The sequence below is a fragment of the Belliella calami genome (genome assembly GCF_022549695.1).
GTDB classification, from domain to species: domain Bacteria; phylum Bacteroidota; class Bacteroidia; order Cytophagales; family Cyclobacteriaceae; genus Belliella; species Belliella calami.
In genome coordinates, this window is the sequence record NZ_JAKZGS010000008.1 from 158,219 (window position 1) to 176,357 (window position 18,139).

General features: G+C 35.6%; 12 protein-coding genes. 10 read left to right on the forward strand and 2 right to left on the reverse strand.

Annotation, left to right across the window (positions count from 1 at the left end):
• The first annotated feature begins 196 nt into the window (after positions 1-196).
• The 4 genes from lysA (at position 197) to MM236_RS11490 (ending at position 6,497) form a co-directional block, all read left to right on the forward strand.
• Positions 197-1,429 carry a diaminopimelate decarboxylase gene (lysA, locus tag MM236_RS11475; RefSeq protein WP_241275127.1) on the forward strand — a complete coding sequence of 411 codons (1,233 nt, stop codon included), beginning with the start codon at positions 197-199 and terminating at the stop codon, positions 1,427-1,429.
• Between the two features lie 482 nt (positions 1,430-1,911).
• A complete protein-coding gene (locus MM236_RS11480) occupies positions 1,912-3,801 on the forward strand; it encodes a T9SS type B sorting domain-containing protein (RefSeq protein WP_241275128.1) in 1,890 nt (629 codons plus the stop codon).
• Positions 3,802-3,805: 4 nt separating this feature from the next.
• A complete protein-coding gene (locus tag MM236_RS11485) occupies positions 3,806-4,831 on the forward strand; it encodes a PorP/SprF family type IX secretion system membrane protein (RefSeq protein WP_241275129.1) in 1,026 nt (341 codons plus the stop codon).
• A gap of 136 nt (positions 4,832-4,967) precedes the next feature.
• Entirely contained in the window at positions 4,968-6,497 is a 1,530-nt protein-coding gene (locus MM236_RS11490) for a cryptochrome/photolyase family protein (RefSeq protein WP_241275130.1), read from the forward strand.
• A 55-nt stretch (positions 6,498-6,552) separates the two neighbouring features.
• Here MM236_RS11490 and MM236_RS11495 read toward each other — a convergent pair whose 3' ends face one another.
• Positions 6,553-7,671, reverse strand: a complete 1,119-nt coding sequence (locus MM236_RS11495; protein ID WP_241275131.1) for a P1 family peptidase — start codon at positions 7,669-7,671, stop codon at positions 6,553-6,555.
• Positions 7,672-9,096: an aldehyde dehydrogenase family protein gene (locus MM236_RS11500; RefSeq protein ID WP_241275132.1), complete on the reverse strand. Its 1,425-nt coding sequence runs from the start codon at positions 9,094-9,096 to the stop codon at positions 7,672-7,674. It abuts the gene before it with no gap.
• A gap of 450 nt (positions 9,097-9,546) precedes the next feature.
• On the opposite strand from MM236_RS11500, the gene MM236_RS11505 reads away from it, so the two are divergent.
• Genes MM236_RS11505 through MM236_RS11530 form a run of 6 tightly spaced genes read left to right on the forward strand, consistent with a single transcriptional unit; the run spans position 9,547 to position 17,901 of the window.
• Positions 9,547-10,341 (forward strand): polysaccharide biosynthesis/export family protein, encoded by a 795-nt coding sequence (locus MM236_RS11505; RefSeq protein ID WP_241275133.1) that lies wholly within the window; start codon positions 9,547-9,549, stop codon positions 10,339-10,341.
• A gap of 2 nt (positions 10,342-10,343) precedes the next feature.
• Entirely contained in the window at positions 10,344-12,674 is a 2,331-nt protein-coding gene (locus MM236_RS11510) for a GumC family protein (protein ID WP_241275134.1), read from the forward strand.
• An 11-nt stretch (positions 12,675-12,685) separates the two neighbouring features.
• The gene (locus MM236_RS11515; protein ID WP_241275135.1) at positions 12,686-14,065 is read left to right on the forward strand and encodes an MATE family efflux transporter; all 1,380 of its coding nucleotides are present in this window, start codon (positions 12,686-12,688) and stop codon (positions 14,063-14,065) included.
• Between the two features lie 10 nt (positions 14,066-14,075).
• Positions 14,076-15,311 (forward strand): glycosyltransferase, encoded by a 1,236-nt coding sequence (locus tag MM236_RS11520; protein ID WP_241275136.1) that lies wholly within the window; start codon positions 14,076-14,078, stop codon positions 15,309-15,311.
• 3 nt (positions 15,312-15,314) lie between these two features.
• On the forward strand, positions 15,315-16,589 hold the full coding sequence (locus tag MM236_RS11525; RefSeq protein ID WP_241275137.1) for a hypothetical protein: 1,275 nt from the start codon (positions 15,315-15,317) through the stop codon (positions 16,587-16,589).
• Positions 16,579-17,901 carry a glycosyltransferase gene (locus tag MM236_RS11530; RefSeq protein WP_241275138.1) on the forward strand — a complete coding sequence of 441 codons (1,323 nt, stop codon included), beginning with the start codon at positions 16,579-16,581 and terminating at the stop codon, positions 17,899-17,901. The genes MM236_RS11525 and MM236_RS11530 overlap by 11 nt, the downstream gene beginning before the upstream one ends.
• The last annotated feature ends 238 nt before the right edge of the window (positions 17,902-18,139 follow it).

The following is an 18,139-nucleotide window of genomic DNA, read 5'->3' on the forward strand; positions in this document are numbered from 1 at the left end:
TAAGGACGGTTAACATATTTTAACAGCGATTTAATTGTGAAAAAAGCATAAATGAGAAAAACCTTTCCTATTTTTGATCGTTGTTTAATTGTTTCTTAAATAAAGCGAAAGCTTAATATAATACCGAAAAAGGAAGGCTTTTGTCTTCCTTTTTTTTTGTTTTTCAATTCTTATCTTTGCGACTCAAATTATCGCTATGGAACTAAACAATCAATCCTATCAGATCCAAGGTCTGGAAATGATCGAACTGACGAAAAAATATGGAACACCTTTGTATGTTTATGATGGTGAGAAAATTTTGAGTCAAGTGAAGCTGTTGCAAGAGGCTTTTTCGAGTGTTGACCTAAAGATCAAATATGCAACTAAGGCACTTTCCAACATAAATATTTTGAAGCTACTGAAAAAGGCTGGAACAGGGATCGATGCTGTTTCTATTGAGGAAGTAAAGCTTGGGATGCATGCGGGATTTGAGCCAAGTGAGATTATGTATACCCCAAACTGTGTCTCTTTTGAGGAAATTCAAGATGCTGTAGAGCTAGGAGTAATGATCAATATAGACAATATCCCAATGCTGGAGCATTTTGGTAAAGTCTATGGTAATAGTGTGCCAATATGCGTTAGACTCAATCCGCATATCATGGCTGGAGGTAATGCTAAGATTTCAGTAGGGCACATCGACAGTAAATTTGGTATTTCTATTCTTCAATTAAAGCATATCCTAAAAGTAGTTGAAGCATATGGCTTGAATGTGATAGGTCTTCATGTCCATACTGGTTCGGATATTTTGGAGGCTGAGGTTTTTCTTAAAGGTGCAGAAATACTCTTTGATGCAGCAAGAGAATTCAGGGATTTGAAATTCCTGGACTTTGGTGGAGGTTTCAAAGTAGCATACAAGGAAGGAGACATTTCAACTAATATTCTGGATGTTGGGCAAAAAGTCTCCGCAGCTTTCAAGCAGTTTTGCTTGGAATACGGACGAAAATTGGAATTGTGGTTTGAGCCGGGTAAGTTTTTAGTAAGTGAAAGTGGCTATTTACTTGTACGGACCAACGTAATCAAATCAACGCCTGCTTCCACCTTTGTAGGGGTAGATTCTGGGCTGAACCATTTGATTCGCCCAATGATGTATGATGCTTATCATGGTGTGGTAAATATCTCCAATCCAACCGGAGAGCAACATATCTACAGTGTGGTAGGTTATATCTGTGAGACAGATACAATAGCTGCCGATAGAAAAATGAACGATGTAAAAGAGGGAGACATCATTGCAATAAGAAATGCAGGTGCCTATGGTTTTAGCATGGCTTCCAATTATAATTCTAGATTGAAACCAGCTGAGGTCTTGATCTTGGGTGGTAAAGATTATCTGATCAGGGAGCGGGAGACTTTTGAAGATATATTGAAACACCAGATCGATATAGGTCTCTAATATAAGTTACTTATCATCAGTTATATGTTTGATTTATTTAAGCTATATCTTTTGAACAAAATGTTATAATTAGTACCTTTGTCTGGGGTGAATATCCTAAATTTATAATCCCTAGTAGTAGTAATTACTTTATAAAGACCCGATAATTTTATCGGGTTTTTTTATTTTATTTTTTCAGTGAAATATAATTTTAACCACCAATTAAAAGCACCTCCTCACTAAATTATTGAACATTGAATTAAAATAAGAAAAATGGTATTTTTTTTAGATGTCATGTTTGTGCTTCATATTTTTTAAAATTTTGGATATGCTTAAAAAATTCTCTTTATTAAGTATATATCGCTCTTTAAAAGAATTTCATTTTGATAAATTTAAAATACATAAAATATTATTCTAAATAATGTAAGACAAATTTATGTGTTTGAATAGCAAAATTTCAGATTGAAATTCCAATAAAGAATCCAAAACTGTTTTGTTTACTGATGAAGAATAATTCAAGAAAATATGGTGTAACCCTTTTGAAAGGAACCTTCCTGTTGGTTCTTTTGGGGGCATTCCATGCATTATTTTCATTGGATATTCTTGCCCAGGCCGATAATGAAGCGCACCTGTTTACAAGTAAACCCCCCAAAGAATTGACCAGTCCAGAGGCATCGGTTGGAAATATAATAGTCAATGTATCTGGAAAATTGGCACTCTGTAGCCATGGAGAAAGGGGGAATATAGTATTGGACGTGCAAGGAGGTATTGAACCTTACACATATCGCTGGAACAATAACGAAACAACAAAAAATCGAGAAGGGCTACTTTCTGGGACTTATACTGTCTATATAAAGGATAGTAGAGGTACTGAGCATGCGGAAAGAATAGTCATTCAGCCTCCATTTCCTTTGATTATTGAAATGGCTGATATTATTCATGGTACTTGTGAAAATAATAATCTGGGTTCGGCAAAGATCAATGTGAAAATAGGGAGAGGAGAACCTTATAAAGTAGAATGGAGTCACGGCCTCACAAATAAAATGGAAGCATGGAATCTACCTGCAGGAGATTATTCGGTGACAGTTTATGATGTTTTTAATTGTAGTACCAGCCTTTCATTTAGAATAACATCAGAAAGCGAGCCCATTGATATTTCGGAAAATATACTTGATTCGGGATGCGGGGAAGATCAAAAGGGGAGTATTCAGCTTGATATCTCAGGTGGTCAAGCTCCATTTACCTACAAGTGGTCAAACGGTCAGATCACAAAAGACATTTTCAATCTAACTGCAGGAGAATATACGGTCAATGTTCAAGATTCAAAAGGCTGTACTCTTAGGAAGAGTTTTGTTGTAAACCAAAAAAGCACTTCAGAGCCATTAAGACTAGAGTTGTTGGAGGTAATCCATCCAGGATGTCATGGAGGAAATGAAGGGGCAATAGAAGTGGCGATTATTGGAGGGCAGCCACCATTCCAAGTTAATTGGTCTGATGGTGTAGAAGATGTCTTGAAAAGAGAAAATTTAAAAGCAGGTGTTTATACTTTGTTTGTCAAAGATGATTTCGGCTGTACGGTATCGCAAGAGGTTGTGATTCAAGAATCAGAGAAGCTCAAAGCTAGAATAGACAATACATTGGATATCAATTGTGCAACAGGAGAGGTCAAAGGCAGTGCTTGGGTTCTGATTTCAGGTGGTGAGTCCCCATACAGTATCAAGTGGAATACTGGTGAGATTGGGTTGGAAACAAACTTTTTTTCAAGTGGATTTCTTTCAGTAGAAATTACTGATGCAAATGGATGTAAAACAACCGAAGAAGTTGATGTTATTTTTCCAGGGTCTACACCTCTCTCAAGGTTAGATTTTAGTTATAGGAAATTGGAGTTTCATTTAGATTCTGATGTATTTACAAATGATCCTGTTCAATTTGAAAGCAAGATTGGTGATGAGTTTATCACCTGGGATTGGGATTTCGGAGATGGGACAACCAGTGTAGAAAGATCTCCTGTCCATACTTTTGAAAATTCCGGGTTGTTTGATGTTAAGTTGACTGCCTATAATATTTTCGGTTGTGCTACGGTGGAAGTGAATTCTATCCAGGTAGATGCACAGACGGAGCTATTGGTAATGCCAAATGCATTCAGCCCAAATGGAGATGGCCTCAATGATAAATTTGTCCCTGTTATGAAAGGTATATCTTCATTTGAAATGAATATTTTCAATCATTGGGGGGAACACATTTATGGAGAGGCAGGCCTTGAAATCAACGGCTGGGATGGTTTTTTCAAAGGGAGCTTATTGCCTCAGGGAAATTATGTCTACAAAGTGACATACACACTTCCTGATGGGGAAATCATTAATAAAACAGGTGGTGTCGCCTTGATTAGATAAGCCTATGAAAACTATCTTGACTATCATCGCCATTTTATTTTTGACGCTTGGAGCAAGCGCTCAGGATATGCAGTATTCACAATTCTATGCAGCTCCAATTTACTTGAACCCGGCATTTGCAGGGTCATCTGAAATGACAAGAATAGGGGTGAATTACAGGAATCAGTGGCCTGGAATGGGACAAACACTCAATTCTTACGCTGCATACATCGATCATTACCTGTTCAATTTGAATAGTGGGATTGGCTTGATCGTCAATGGAACCCAAGAATCTATGGCAAACCTCAGTACCATGGAAGTCGGGGCTGCATATTCCTACAGGTTGCAATTGGGTTTTAGAAGCTTTGTAAGGTTTGGAGGGCAAGCAAGCTTTGTTTCCAGAGATGCTAATTTTGATAATTTGGTTTTTGGAAGCCAAATAGATCCTGATGGTATTATTGGGGATTTTAGTGGTGAAAATCTTGGCTCTGATGCCAAGCATAGATTTGTAGACTATAATTTTGGGGTTTTATTCAATAATGAGCATGTTTGGTTAGGGGTTTCTGCACATCATGTGACGCAGCCAAATGTGTCTTTTATTCAAGGTGAGTTAAGCCAACTACCAATGAAACTTTCAGCACATGGCGGAGTCAAATTTGATTTGGCAAATGGACTAGCACAAAATTTTTACAACAATTCAAAAGGAGCAAGAGAATTGGTCTTAGCCTTCAATTATAAAAGACAAGATCCATTCAATCAACTGGATTTGGGAGCTCAAGTGAATTTGCAGCCATTGGTGTTTGGGTTGTGGTATAGGGGCTTACCTGCAGTTGGCAGTGCGCTTCCAAACAACGAATCTTTAATAGGTGTGTTTGGTATTTCGCTGGCTTCTGGATTGGACATAGGATATAGCTATGATTACACCCTTTCCAAATTGGGCCAAGCAAATACAGGTGGAGCACATGAGATTTCGATGAGATTCTCATTTTTGGCAGGAGACTCAAATCAAAAGGGAAGAAAAGCAAGCAGCATGCCTTGCTTCAAATATTAAAACATAGGTTAGGTTAGGTTAGGTTTTTTAATTTATTGGCTTGCCCCTGAAAATTTTTTCAGGGGTAATTTTTTTTCATTCAAAAACAAATTGATGGTTCTTGGACTTAGTAATAAAGCAACCTAATTAACAATCCATGTCCAAAACTTTGAGACTGATACTTGGAGATCAGCTGAACAGCGAGCATTCTTGGTATGATAAAGTCAATGACAACATCACATATGTCTTGATGGAAATGAAACAGGAGACAGATTATGTCACTCACCATATTCAGAAGGTTGTAGGTTTTTTTCTGGCAATGAGAAATTTTTCCGATTTACTCTCTGAGCAAGGTCACCGAGTAATCTATTTGAGTTTAGAGGACAAAGACAACAAACAGGATTTATCAGAAAACATCAGGAACCTATTAGATTCTGAGGGTTTTGAGAGATTTGAATATCAATTGCCTGATGAGTACAGGTTGGATTTACAATTGTCAAAACTTTGCGAAGAACTGAAAGTTGAAAGCAAAAGTTATGATTCTGAACATTTTTTGACTGAAAGAGGATATTTGGAGGAGTTTTTCAAAGGAAAGAAAACCTACCTTATGGAGACTTTCTATCGAGAGATGCGCAAGGAATATGATATATTGATGGAAGGAAAAGAACCGATCACTGGAAAATGGAACTATGACCATGATAACAGAAATAAATTCAAGGATCCATTGCTGTTGGTTGAGCCGAAAATTTTCCGAAAGAATGTGTCAGGGATAGTTGATCTCTTGGAAAAGAACAAGATCAAAACCATCGGGAAAATTGATGAAAATAAATTTGATTGGCCAGTCACAAGAGCTGAGGGTTTGGGCTTAATTGATTATTTCTGCAAGAAACTCCTTTCTAATTTTGGGGAGTATCAGGATGCGATGTTTACAAGGGATAAATTTCTTTTTCATAGTAGGCTGAGCTTTGCATTGAATACCAAAATGATATCGCCACTGGAGGTAGTCCAAAAAGTGGAAAAGTACTGGTTGGGAAATCAAGAAAGTGTTTCCATAGCACAAGTAGAAGGGTTTGTCAGACAAATTATCGGGTGGAGAGAGTATATGAGAGGCGTTTATTGGGCGAAAATGCCATCTTATAAAGAACTTAATTTTTTCGGACACGAAAGGGATTTGCCATCCTACTTTTGGACAGGAAAGACCAAGATGAACTGCTTGAAACATGCCATAGGCCAGTCTTTGGATTCTGCATATGCGCACCATATTCAAAGGCTAATGGTGACGGGTAATTTTATGCTTCTTGCCGGGATTCATCCCGACCAAGTAGATGAATGGTATCTAGGGATCTATATCGATGCGATCGAATGGGTAGAAATCACCAACACCAGAGGCATGAGCCAATATGCAGATGGAGGGATTGTCGGTACAAAACCCTATGTATCTTCAGCCAATTACATTGATAAAATGAGTGATTATTGTAGTTCCTGTTTTTACAAGAAATCACAGAAAGTTGGCGATAAGTCATGTCCTTTTAACAGTCTGTACTGGCATTTTTATGCAAGAAACGAAGAAAAATTAGCTAAAAATCCTCGAATAGGAATGGCTTACAAGACTTTGGCGAAAATGAAAGATAAGGATGCAATTCTCAAGCAGGCAGAATCATATCTTGACAGATTAGAGGAGTTGTGATTTTTTTGTTTAAAGATGAGAGAAATAAGGTTGAAGTAGACTGTTTCAGAAAGATCTATTTGTTCAAAATTTTCATCACTTCCTTTAATGGAAGTGCCTTCACGGATCTGCCTCCTTTGCCTTCCATGTCTTCAGCTGCAAAAAGGGAATTCAAGATAGCTTCCTCGGTAGCCTCAATGGTTGCCAAAAACAAAGCCGTCATGTCATCATTTCGAAGTTCTTTTTGCTCCAAAAGTGTCAATGATTTTTGTGGGTGTGGGATAAGGTTTTCTTCAAAATTTGAAAAAGCTATGACATAATCTCCAGAACCATTGGATGCGATTCCACCTGTTTTGGCTAGTCCCATCATTGCTCTTTGCGCGATTCTTTTGAGGTTTCTTTCTCCTACGGGAGCATCAGTAGCGACTACGATCATGCATGATCCATCCGCAGATTCCAATTGGTTTTTGAATGAATATTGGCCCAGTTCTTTGCCTATTTGAGCGCCGTTGATTTGCAAAACACCACCAAAGTTCGTCTGAACAAGAACCCCAACTGTATATTCTCCCAAAGATGGTGGTAATTTTCGTGAGGCAGTTCCGATTCCACCTTTGAATCCAAAGCAGACAGTTCCGGTGCCTGCACCAACGTTACCTTCTGCTAGGAATTCATCATTTGCATTTTCGATGGCTTGGAGTACATCTGTTTTGGAAACATGCATTCCTCGAATGTCATTGAGAAGTCCATCATTTGTCTCGCCGACTATTGCATTGACAGATTGGACATCCTGATTTCCTTTTTGCGCGAGTGTGTATTGGATTATTCCTTCGATTCCAGCTGCTACACTAAGTGTATTGGTCAATATTATTGGGGATTCTATATTTCCCAATTCCTCGATTTGTGTAGATCCAGCTAATTTTCCAAATCCGTTTCCTACAAAAACTGCTGCTGGTGTTTTGAGCTGAAAAAGATTTCCATGGTGAGGAAGGATAGCCGTAACCCCGGTGCGGATAGCTTCCCCCTCGATTTTTGTAACATGTCCTACTTTGATCCCAGTCACATCAAGGATGGAATTTTGGATTCCGGGTTGCATTACCCCGATTTCGATTCCATAGTCCCTAAGTTTTCCTTGTGAGAAAATCGGTTGGATTCCAAGAAATAGAAATATAATGATAGGCAATAATTGTTTTTTCATTTAGAACCATTTTAAGAGTGCCTCAGTAATTTTTTTTCCTGCAAAACCGTAAGGTGGGTAAAGAGATTTTGAGGAAGTTAGTCCTTTTCTTTGTTTAAGTATCGCTTTTTCATTGCTAAATGCTAAAAAGCCATGATGGCCATGTGCTTTTCCTATTCCTGAATTATTGACACCACCAAACGGGAGGTCGTGGTGAAGGAAATGAATTACGCAATCATTGGCAACTACACCTCCAGAGGAAGTCTGCAATAAAATAGAATCAATCACCTCTTGGTTATTTGAGAATGCATATAATGCCAAAGGCTTTGGCCTACTGTTTAGATAAGAAATAGCATCATCGGTTTTGTTATATGCGATAATTGGTAATATTGGGCCAAAAATCTCCTCTTGTGACACATCCATGTTTTCAGTGATAGCTGTCAATAGGGTAGGTTCAAAATAATTGTCTTTCGGGAGGATTCTACCTCCAAAATCAATTTTGGCTCCTTTAGAAATGGCATCAGAAAGAAGGTATGACAATCTGTTGAGGTGTTTATCATTTACAATCCTTGCATAGTCGCTAGAGTTTTCTATACCTTTTTTGTGAGGATCATACATTTTGTGCAGTTCATTTCTAAGAGCATTTACAAACTCACTTTGTACATCGCTATGAACCAAGATATAATCAGGTGCAATGCATGTTTGTCCACAGTTGACAAATTTCCCCCAAGCAACTTTGGCAGCGGCATCTTGTAGATCAATATCTTTGTCAATGATAGCAGGAGATTTGCCTCCTAATTCTAAAGTTACCGAAGTTAGGTTTTCTGCAGCGGCTTTCATGATGATTTTGCCGACAGATGGACTACCAGTGAAGAATATGTGGTCAAAAGGCTTAGAAAGTAAATGTTGAGATACTTCAAGATCCCCTTCAAAAACAGCTACTGTGTCAGGTTCAAACAATTCTTCTATCATTCTTCTGATCAATGCTGACGCATGGGGAGTCATTTCAGAAGGCTTGATGATGGCATTACATCCAGCAGCCAATGCAGATATCAAAGGGCCAATAGCCAGATTGAAAGGATAGTTCCATGGAGCAATTATCAATGAAGTACCTTTCGGTTCATACTGTATATAAGAAGAAGTACCCAAGAGTGTCAGTGGTGTTGATACTTTTTTGGGTTTCATCCAGTCCTGGAGGTTTTTGATTGCATTTTTGATTTCGGAAGTGACTACAAAAATCTCCGTAATATCAATCTCCGGATAAGGCTTTTTAAAATCAGCATGTATGGCCTTTCTGATGTCCTCATGGTGGTTTTTAATCCATCCAGAAAGATTTTCAAGTTGCTTGATTCTGTGTTGTGAAGAGCTCTCTCTCAGTGAAATTGACTTGGATTTTTGAAGGGAGAAGGTATGGTCTATTAATTGGTTGATTTCTAGGTTGGGCATAGTTAATATATCTTATAGCGATAGAAAGATTATGGTGATGACTTCTTTTAAGAATGATAAGGATAAATGCTTCTAAAATCAATTGTTATTTGTATTTGACTGATTTTGCTCAAAACCATTGCGTATGAATTTGCTCACTTAGTTTGAATATATTTAATTTTTCTTAGAAGAGCTAAAAGTCAAAATACTTTTCAGAAAAACTGATTTGGTACGGACAATTGTTGACTTGACTTGATGGCTGTAAGTTTATTGAGATTGGTTGTCCGAATAGGTATACAGAGCATTCTTATAGTACAAGCAACATAAGATTGATTTTTTAAATAAAGATTGAAATCTTGCCTCGACAGACAAAACAAATATAATGAAATGCTTTTTAAATACATTTAAATGTATTACGTTTACATCATAATTAGAGTATATTAAATCTTACAGGTATAATTTAGGTGTAAAATGAAAAGAACAATTCTTCCATTGATATTATTGATGGTTTTAATTAGCAGTTGTGCCAAGAGGAATCTTACCTATTTCAGTGATATAGAATCCAATTCGGATTTTTCAATGAAAGTAGATGAGATTTCAGAGGTTAAGATTAAGCCATATGATAGGTTAAGAATAACAGTAAACAGTCCCAGTGCTGAATCTAATTTACTTTTTAATAGAGGTGTTGTAACCGAAAACATAGAGACTGTAAATGGCTTGGAGTCAAGACCAGATACTGGAGATCAGAATGTATATTTAGTCAATAGAGACGGGACTATTGAGTTTCCGATTTTGGGACAAATAAAACTTGGCGGCCTTAATCTTGAAGAGGCAAGGGAGGAAATGAAATTTCTTTTGAAATCCCATGTGAAAGAACCAAGTGTCAATTTAATGATCAATAACTTTAGGGTGACAGTGATCGGTGAAGTGAATAGACCTTCCAATTTTTTGGTTGGATCTGAGCGGATCAATATTTTTGAGGCTTTGGGACTAGCAGGAGACCTTACTCCATATGGAAAGCGAGAAAATGTGCTAGTGATGAGAGAAGTGGATGGTGTGCGAAACGTATACCGTGTCAATCTGAACAAAAAGGATGTTTTAAATTCACCATATTATTATTTGGAGCAAAATGATATTGTCTATGTAGAGCCAGACGGCCAGAAAATAAAAGATACGAAAAACAATACAACATTGATAACCGTGATTTCGGTAGCTTCATCAGTTTTGGTTGCTGTAATATTTAATTACCAAAATTTATTCAATTAACAATGAAAGTATCGGATGTTTTATTAGATGGTTTTGGTCTTGAAAATGGGCTTAATCCTAGAAAGACTGTCAGGCATTATTTGAAATACAAGTGGTTCTTCATAAGCGGGGTATTGATATCGGTTATGTTGGCAGTCCTGTACTTGGTATATACTACGCCACAATACCAAATATCAAGTAAAGTCGTAATTAGGGATAGAGAGAAAGGAGTCGATTTCTCTGACAATCCTCTCATGCAAGAGTTGGATAATTTTAGATCATCAAAAATAATCGAAAACGAGATCGAAGTATTCAAGTCAGTTCAGCTGATGAAGAGTGTTATCGAAGATTTGGATATTTTAGTTTCTGTATATTCCAAAAACTCAATTGGTAAGAAGGTAGAGTATTTTAAAGACAACAGCCCACTGTTAGTCAATTGGGCCAATAGAGAATGGCGTTATGAACTGAAAGATGATGAATATAATATAAAGGTTATTGACCGTGAAAAATTCAGACTGACAGTCGGTGGTGAGACAAAGGATTATAAATTTGGGAGTTTGATCTCAGGCCATTTTGGGGATTTTTCGGTAAAACTTAATAATACTGTTAGTGTAGATTCACTTGATAGCAAAGATTTTAGCATTTATTTTCATAGTTCAGAAGCTTTGGCAAGGAATTATAGCCAAGGATTAAATGTAGAGCCTACCAACAAGCAGTCGAGTGTACTGCAGATTTCAACTTTGGACAATATTCCTGAGAGAGGAGTTGCAATCATAGATGACTTAATCAAAAAATATAATTCCCAAACTGAAGAAGAAAAAAATAATTCAGCAAATACTGCTGTCTCCTTTTTGTCTAAGCAATTGGATGCATTGGCGATGGAAATAGATTCTATCGAAAATAGTATTGAAAGACTGAAAAGTCAAAATCAAGTAAGTGATATAGGAACGGAAGCAAGATTGTATTTGGAAGGTTCCAATGAAAACAGAAACCAAATATCCAATTACAGAACGCAGATCCAAGTAGTAGAGTCTATCCAAGGTTTGCTGAGAAACAATGCGAATGATGACACTAGGACAATCCCAAGTGCAATGACTTTAAATGACGCGGCATTGGTGAGTGCAATAGAAAGTTATAACTCGCTACAGAGAGACAAAGAAAGGCTTTTGAGGGATGTTCAGCCGACGAGTCCTTTGGTAGTATCAATCAACGATAGGATTGCAAGTCAAAAAGCATCAATCAATGAAAACCTCAACAATCTCAAATCTAGTTTGCAGATTGCCGTAAGAAATTTGGAGGCTAATTCTTCGAGATACGAAGGACGATCTTCAAGGATTCCCCAGATTGAAAGAGAGCTACAGGAAATCACCAGGCTTAGGTTGACCAAACTTGAGCAATTTCAATATTTGAACAAAAAGAATGAAGAAGCTCAAATGTCATTGACAGCTACCTCTAATTCTTTTTTGAGAATAATTGACACAGCGAAAGCTTCTTATGGTCCTGTCAAACCCAACAGGATAATTATAATGATGTTTGCGGTTATAATGGGATTTGGGATTCCATTTATGTATGTTTTTGTAAAGAATCTCTTCAATAATAAGATAGAAGGTAAATCCGAAGCAGAGAACTTGACCAAACTTCCCGTAATAGCAGAAATTTCGATAAACGAGTTTGATGAAAACATGGTTTTTTCGAAGAATATAAAATCACCTGTCGCTGAGCAGTTTAGGTTGCTTAGGGCAAATATTTTTGCTTTGAACGATGAAAGAAGTGAGGGGGTAATTTTGGTAACCTCAACTGTCGCAGGAGAGGGGAAGACTTTCTGTAGCCTGAATCTCGGAGCCAGCTTGAATTTGATTGGTAAAAGAGTGGTTGTATTGGAGTTTGATTTGAGAAAACCTTCTTTGCTGAAAAGTTTGAAAATGCCAAAAGAAAATGAAGGAATCATAGAATACCTTACGGGAGAATGTACAGATTTGGGTAAAGTAATCAAGAAACACCCAAATCAAGAAAACTTTTGGTATATAGGAGCAGGAAAGCTTGTCTCAAACCCAGCAGAGGTGATGAGTTTACCAAAATTGAGGACAATGATCGAAGAATTAAAAGGACAATTTGATTATGTTATCATAGATTCATCTCCCGTTGGGATGGTTCCAGATGCATTTTCATTGAGCAAATATGCTGATGTTACTTTGTATGTTTTGAAATCAAATTATACTACCTCAGAACATTTAGGTTTTCTTTCAAATTATGGAGTGAAAGAAAAATTAAAAAACCCTGTTCTCGTCCTCAATGGAGTAAATGTAGTCAACGGATATGGCTATGGTTATGATTATGCACCAGCTATCAATTGATTTAAGATAAGATGATTCATAGAATTAGTTTGGGATATCAGAAAGCACTGGCTTATATCAACAATGGGCAGGCTAGGAGTGTAAAAGCAAAGAAAAATATCATAGGATCCATACTTATCAAGGGTTCGAGCATTTTGATGAGCTTGGCGATGGTTCCCCTAACGATTGATTATGTAAATCCTTCAAGATATGGTATTTGGCTGACACTTAGTTCCATAGTCGGTTGGTTTGCTTTTTTTGATATTGGCCTTACTCAAGGGCTCAGGAATAAATTTGCGGAAGCTTTGGCAGAAGGGGATACCAAGCAGGCCAAAATCTATGTGTCTACGACATATGCAGCTTTGGCACTTATTTTCTTCGCTGTATGGCTGGTTTTTCTGTTCACGAATAGTTTTCTGGACTGGACCGCGATATTGAAAGTAGATTCTGCAATGGTATCAGAGCTATCTATGCTCGTGGTGATAGTGTTTACATATTTCTGCCTACAATTTATCCTGAAGACGATAACTTCAATTCTGACAGCAGACCAGCAACCAGCGAAAGCCAGCTTTATTGAGCTTATTGGTCAGTTGATGTCCTTGATTTCAATTATACTTTTGGTGCTATTTACAGAAGGTTCATTGATCAACCTAGGTTTGGCGCTTTGTATAAGCCCAATATTGGTGTTGGTGGTAGCTAATTACATTTTGTTTAGTGGGAAATATAAAGATTTCAAGCCCAGTCTATCTTTAGTGGATTTCAAGCACGCCAAGAGTTTGTTTCAGTTGGGGGGCAAGTTTTTTATCATTCAGATAGCAGCAATTGTACAGTATGAATCAGCAAATATCATAATAGCCAGAAACTTTTCTACGACCGATGTGACAGCCTTCAACATTGTCTATCGTTATTTCGGCGTCCTAAATATGGCATTTGCAATATTTTTGACACCTTTTTGGTCTGCCTCGACGGAGGCGTTCATGAAAAGAGATATTGAATGGATAAAAAATAGTGTGAAAAAGTACAATTATCTCAATTTGTTCTTGGTTTTAATAGGTATGATTATGCTTTACTTTGCCCAACATGTTTATGATTTATGGTTAGGAGAAGGGACTTTGGAAATTGATTTTGAACTGTCACTTTGGGGGTTGGCTTTTTTCAGTTTGTTTCTTTTCGGAAACACATATGTTTCATTTTTAAATGGAATAAGTGCACTCAAAATACAATTTTGGTCAAGTATTTTCAGTCCTTTTTTGTATGTTGTAGTTGCGATATATTTTATCAATGTATTGAATTGGGGGGTTTATTCTCTTTTTGTAGCTGCAATAATTGCAAATGTTAATGGAGCTATATTGGCACCGCTTCAATACTTTATGATAATAGAAAAAAAGAAAAAAGGAATCTGGATAAAGTAAATATTTATAAATGAAAATATTACATCTTCAATATGCAACGACTAATTCTGGTAATTATACCAAGACTTTACATGATTTGATGAGATCTCATGGAATTGATTCAAAAATATTGTCCTTGCATAGAAGTAAGGATTTGAAAGATGATAGCATACATGGGATAAAGGGAAAATATTCTAAGGTTAAATCGGAAATTGATATAAAAATCCAAGCTTTTCTGAACAGAAATATAAATTTTGCTTATGGAGGGTTTACATTTCCTTTGCTTGGAACAAATATTTCTAATCACCCTTTAGTTCAAGAATCTGACATAATTTATATTCATTGGGCGTTAGGGGGATTTTTAAATGTAGAAGGCTGGGAGTTTTTGGCACAAACAGGAAAACCAATCGTCTTTATCTTACATGATCTATTTACATTTACAGGTGGTTGTCATTACACGTTTGGCTGTACTAAATTCAAAACTGAATGTAGCCAATGTCAGATTTTGCAAAAATCGGAGTTGATAGATAGAGCAAAAATATTATTCAACAAAAAAATAAATATTTTCAAAAATTATGAAAATATTTATTTTATAACTCCAAGCATTTGGATGAAAAATCAAGCAGAAAGTTCTGCAATGTTAAAAAGTAAAAGTATTTTTCAAATTTACAATTCTGTTTCAAAGAATTTTATCAAACTTAAAAATAGGCCTTATAAAGAAATTCTTGAGATAGAAAATAAAACTAAAATTATTGGATTTGGAGCAAATTTTGTCAATAGTCCATATAAAGGGTTTAAATATTTGCTAGAAGCGTTAAAATATTTAGGTAGAAAAGTTGACGATACCACAAAATATGAAATTTTGGTTTTCGGAAGTGACCTATCAGAAGAAGTAATAAAACAGATCCCATTTAAAGTTCACTACACTGGATATTTATCCTCCGAAGTTAAAATTTGTGAAGCATACAATTCTATGGATGTCTTCGTAGTATCTTCTGTGGAGGATAATTTGCCAACAACTGTACTTGAAAGCCTAAAATGTGGAACACCTGTAGTAGGTTTTGATACAGGAGGGATTCCAGAAATGATAGGTCATCAAAAAAATGGTTACTTGGCAAAAAAGTTCGATACAGAAGATTTGGCTAATGGTATAATTTCGTGTTTAGAAAAAAAACTCATAGGATCTTTAAATAACAGCTTTTCAAATGTTAAAATCTTAGAGAATCATCTGGAGGTATTTGATAAAATTTTGAAAAAAGCACAGTAGTTTATGGGAACATCCGAAAAGGTAGAAAATGATTCTTCAATAAGGCAATTCTTATCAGAATTGAAGTTTATGAATTTATTTTTTATAGGCTTTATTCTGTATTCTATAGGCTTTACCCTTGCATCAACTGGCATGGTCAATTATCTTATGTGTAGTGGGATCCAATTTGTGGGGATTCTGATGTTTTTGCCTTCAAGTATACTTTTAATTGAATTGAAAGTTGAAAATAATTATTTGAAAATAATGGTTAGCTTTTATTTGATTTATATATGTTCTATTATTTTTAGAGGATTTGTTTTCGACTTTAATACCATTAAAGATTTATTGATTGACGGGTGGTTTGGGATTTTTATTTATCTAGTGCCAGTATTATGTTTGTTTCCAAAAAAAATTCTTTTGTTAAAGAAGTCATTTGATACAATCTATATTCTTTCTGTTCTATTTTTATTTTATGTTTTGGCTTTCTTACCAGTATTGATGGAAAGGGGGTCGCAAGAGTCAATGGGGATGACTGAGGTTTTTTCACGGACTCTAGGACTGACATCAGGGTTTATACTAATGACCTATCCATATCATAGTCTAAAGCTAAAGTTTGTCTCGGGATCAGTTATGACTTTTATATTAACTATGTCACTTTATCAAGCAAGAAGAGGCTTAATGATGTATTGTTTGATGATAATTTTGTTTGCAGGAGTTCTATACTTGATGAAAGGGCACAATAGGGCTTTCGTAGTAGTTGCAATTTTAATGTTAATTAGTACTTCCTTTTTGATTGGTGCGCAAATTTTAAACAAATCTAGCTTTTTCTCTTCAATTAAGGAGAGAGGGATGGAGGATACAAGAAGTAATGTTGAAGAGAGTTTTTATGAAGATATGGAAACTGTTGACTGGATTATAGGAAGGGGTATTAATGGACAATATTATTGTCCTGGGATTGTTTGGGATGGAGACTCTTCGGTTTACAGAGGGATTATAGAAACTGATTTTCTTCAAATTATCCTGAAAGGTGGCCTTGTAAGTCTTTCAATTTTATTGTTAATATTCATTCCTGCAATATTTTTAGGTTTGTTTAATTCCAATAATTTATTAGTAAAAGCAGGTTCTATTTGGATAATGATAGGACTAATAAACATGTACCCTTCTACTGTTAATACTTTTACTTTAAACTACATCTTGATGTGGGTTTTTGCTGGAATTGTATATACTAAGAAGTATAGAATGTTGTCAGATTCTCAAATTTTCCAACAATTAAAAGATTACAAAACAGATGTTTCCTAAAGTATTAATTTTAAATCAACCTTTTGACAATAAAACAGGAGGTGGAATTACACTTTCAAATTTGTTTGATAGATGGCCTAAAGATAATCTTAAAGTCGCATGTCCATCTCAATTAATCTTGCCTTACACAAATTTTGAAATGTGTAAAGAGTATTATCAACTTGGCCATTTGGAACAAAAGTGGATTTTTCCATTCAATTATTTGAGAGCGAAAAGTAAGTCTGGCTCAAAGTTTAAAACTAAAATCGATTTTGAACAAATACCAGATTCCAAGACTTTTTCAACTTTTAGTTTGAAAAAAACATTGATAGAAAAGTTGTTTCTGCCTTTTATCCATTATTCAGGGGTCATCAATTTTATTTATAAAATTGATGTTTCAAAAAACTTTTTTAAGTGGGTAAATAATTTTAATCCAGATTTAATTTATGCACAAGCACAAAGTTTACAAGAAGTGGTTTTTTGTAGGAAACTTCATGAAGCTACTGGAATCCCAATGGTTTTTCACATGATGGATGATTGGGTTACTTTGAGTAGCCAATCAAAAATTTCTCAAGCTTTGTGGAAACGAAAAGTGAAATTTGAATTTGAAAAACTATTGCAACAATGCGATTCATTATTAACCATTAGTGAGTATATGGCAAAAGAGTATCATAAAAGATACGGGATTAAATCCCAAGCTTTCCATAATCCTGTAGATATAAAATTTTGGGGTAATGAGGAAATGTTAAAAATTTATGTAGACGATTCGCCAATAATTTTATACGCAGGAAGGGTAGGTTTGGGAATTGATGACTCATTAATAAGTTTAGCAAATGCTGTTGAGTCATTAAACTCAGATTTTGACTCAAAAATAAAGTTTCATATACAAAGTGAAAGACCACCAAGTTGGATAACGAAGTTCGATTGTGTAATTCATAAATCTTTTGGACCATATAAAGATTTGCCAAAGATATTTTCTCAGGCAGATTTATTGTATTTACCATACGACTTTTCTGATGATTCTATCCAATTTATTAAATATTCAATGCCAACAAAAGCTTCTGAGTATATGATTTCGGGAACTCCTATTTTTATTCTAGCACCAAAAGATACTGCAATTGTAGAATACGCACAAAGAGAGAATTGGGCTGTAACACTTACCAGCAATAAAATTGAAGATATAAAATTGAAGTTGAAAGAGATCCTTTATAATAACACTCTTAGAGAAACTGTCTCGATTCAAGCACGCAGAATATGCTTATCAAATCATGAGAAAAATGTGGTTCAAGAGAAATTTTATAAAGAGCTAATGAATAGCTGCAAAACTCACTGATCTATGGAAAGAATATACATTTTGCCAAAAATTAAGTATGAAAACTTAGTATCACCAAATCCTTATATGGAAAATTTGGAAAGAGCTATTGGAAAAAACTTTGAAATTTCTAACAAAAAAATCATTAAGTACGGTGTATTGGAATTATATCAATACCTATTTAAAACTGATACATATGTTTTAAATTGGATAGAAGACTTACCTATTTACAAAAAAGGGAAAGTACAAGTTGTCTTTT

Coding starts and splice junctions, on each gene's coding strand:
- lysA (WP_241275127.1), top strand. CDS start 197: ATGGAACTAAACAATCAATCCTATCAGATCCAAGGTCTGGAAATGATC.
- MM236_RS11480 (WP_241275128.1), top strand. CDS start 1,912: ATGAAGAATAATTCAAGAAAATATGGTGTAACCCTTTTGAAAGGAACC.
- MM236_RS11485 (WP_241275129.1), top strand. CDS start 3,806: ATGAAAACTATCTTGACTATCATCGCCATTTTATTTTTGACGCTTGGA.
- MM236_RS11490 (WP_241275130.1), top strand. CDS start 4,968: ATGTCCAAAACTTTGAGACTGATACTTGGAGATCAGCTGAACAGCGAG.
- MM236_RS11495 (WP_241275131.1), bottom strand. CDS start 7,671: ATGAAAAAACAATTATTGCCTATCATTATATTTCTATTTCTTGGAATC.
- MM236_RS11500 (WP_241275132.1), bottom strand. CDS start 9,096: ATGCCCAACCTAGAAATCAACCAATTAATAGACCATACCTTCTCCCTT.
- MM236_RS11505 (WP_241275133.1), top strand. CDS start 9,547: ATGAAAAGAACAATTCTTCCATTGATATTATTGATGGTTTTAATTAGC.
- MM236_RS11510 (WP_241275134.1), top strand. CDS start 10,344: ATGAAAGTATCGGATGTTTTATTAGATGGTTTTGGTCTTGAAAATGGG.
- MM236_RS11515 (WP_241275135.1), top strand. CDS start 12,686: ATGATTCATAGAATTAGTTTGGGATATCAGAAAGCACTGGCTTATATC.
- MM236_RS11520 (WP_241275136.1), top strand. CDS start 14,076: ATGAAAATATTACATCTTCAATATGCAACGACTAATTCTGGTAATTAT.
- MM236_RS11525 (WP_241275137.1), top strand. CDS start 15,315: ATGGGAACATCCGAAAAGGTAGAAAATGATTCTTCAATAAGGCAATTC.
- MM236_RS11530 (WP_241275138.1), top strand. CDS start 16,579: ATGTTTCCTAAAGTATTAATTTTAAATCAACCTTTTGACAATAAAACA.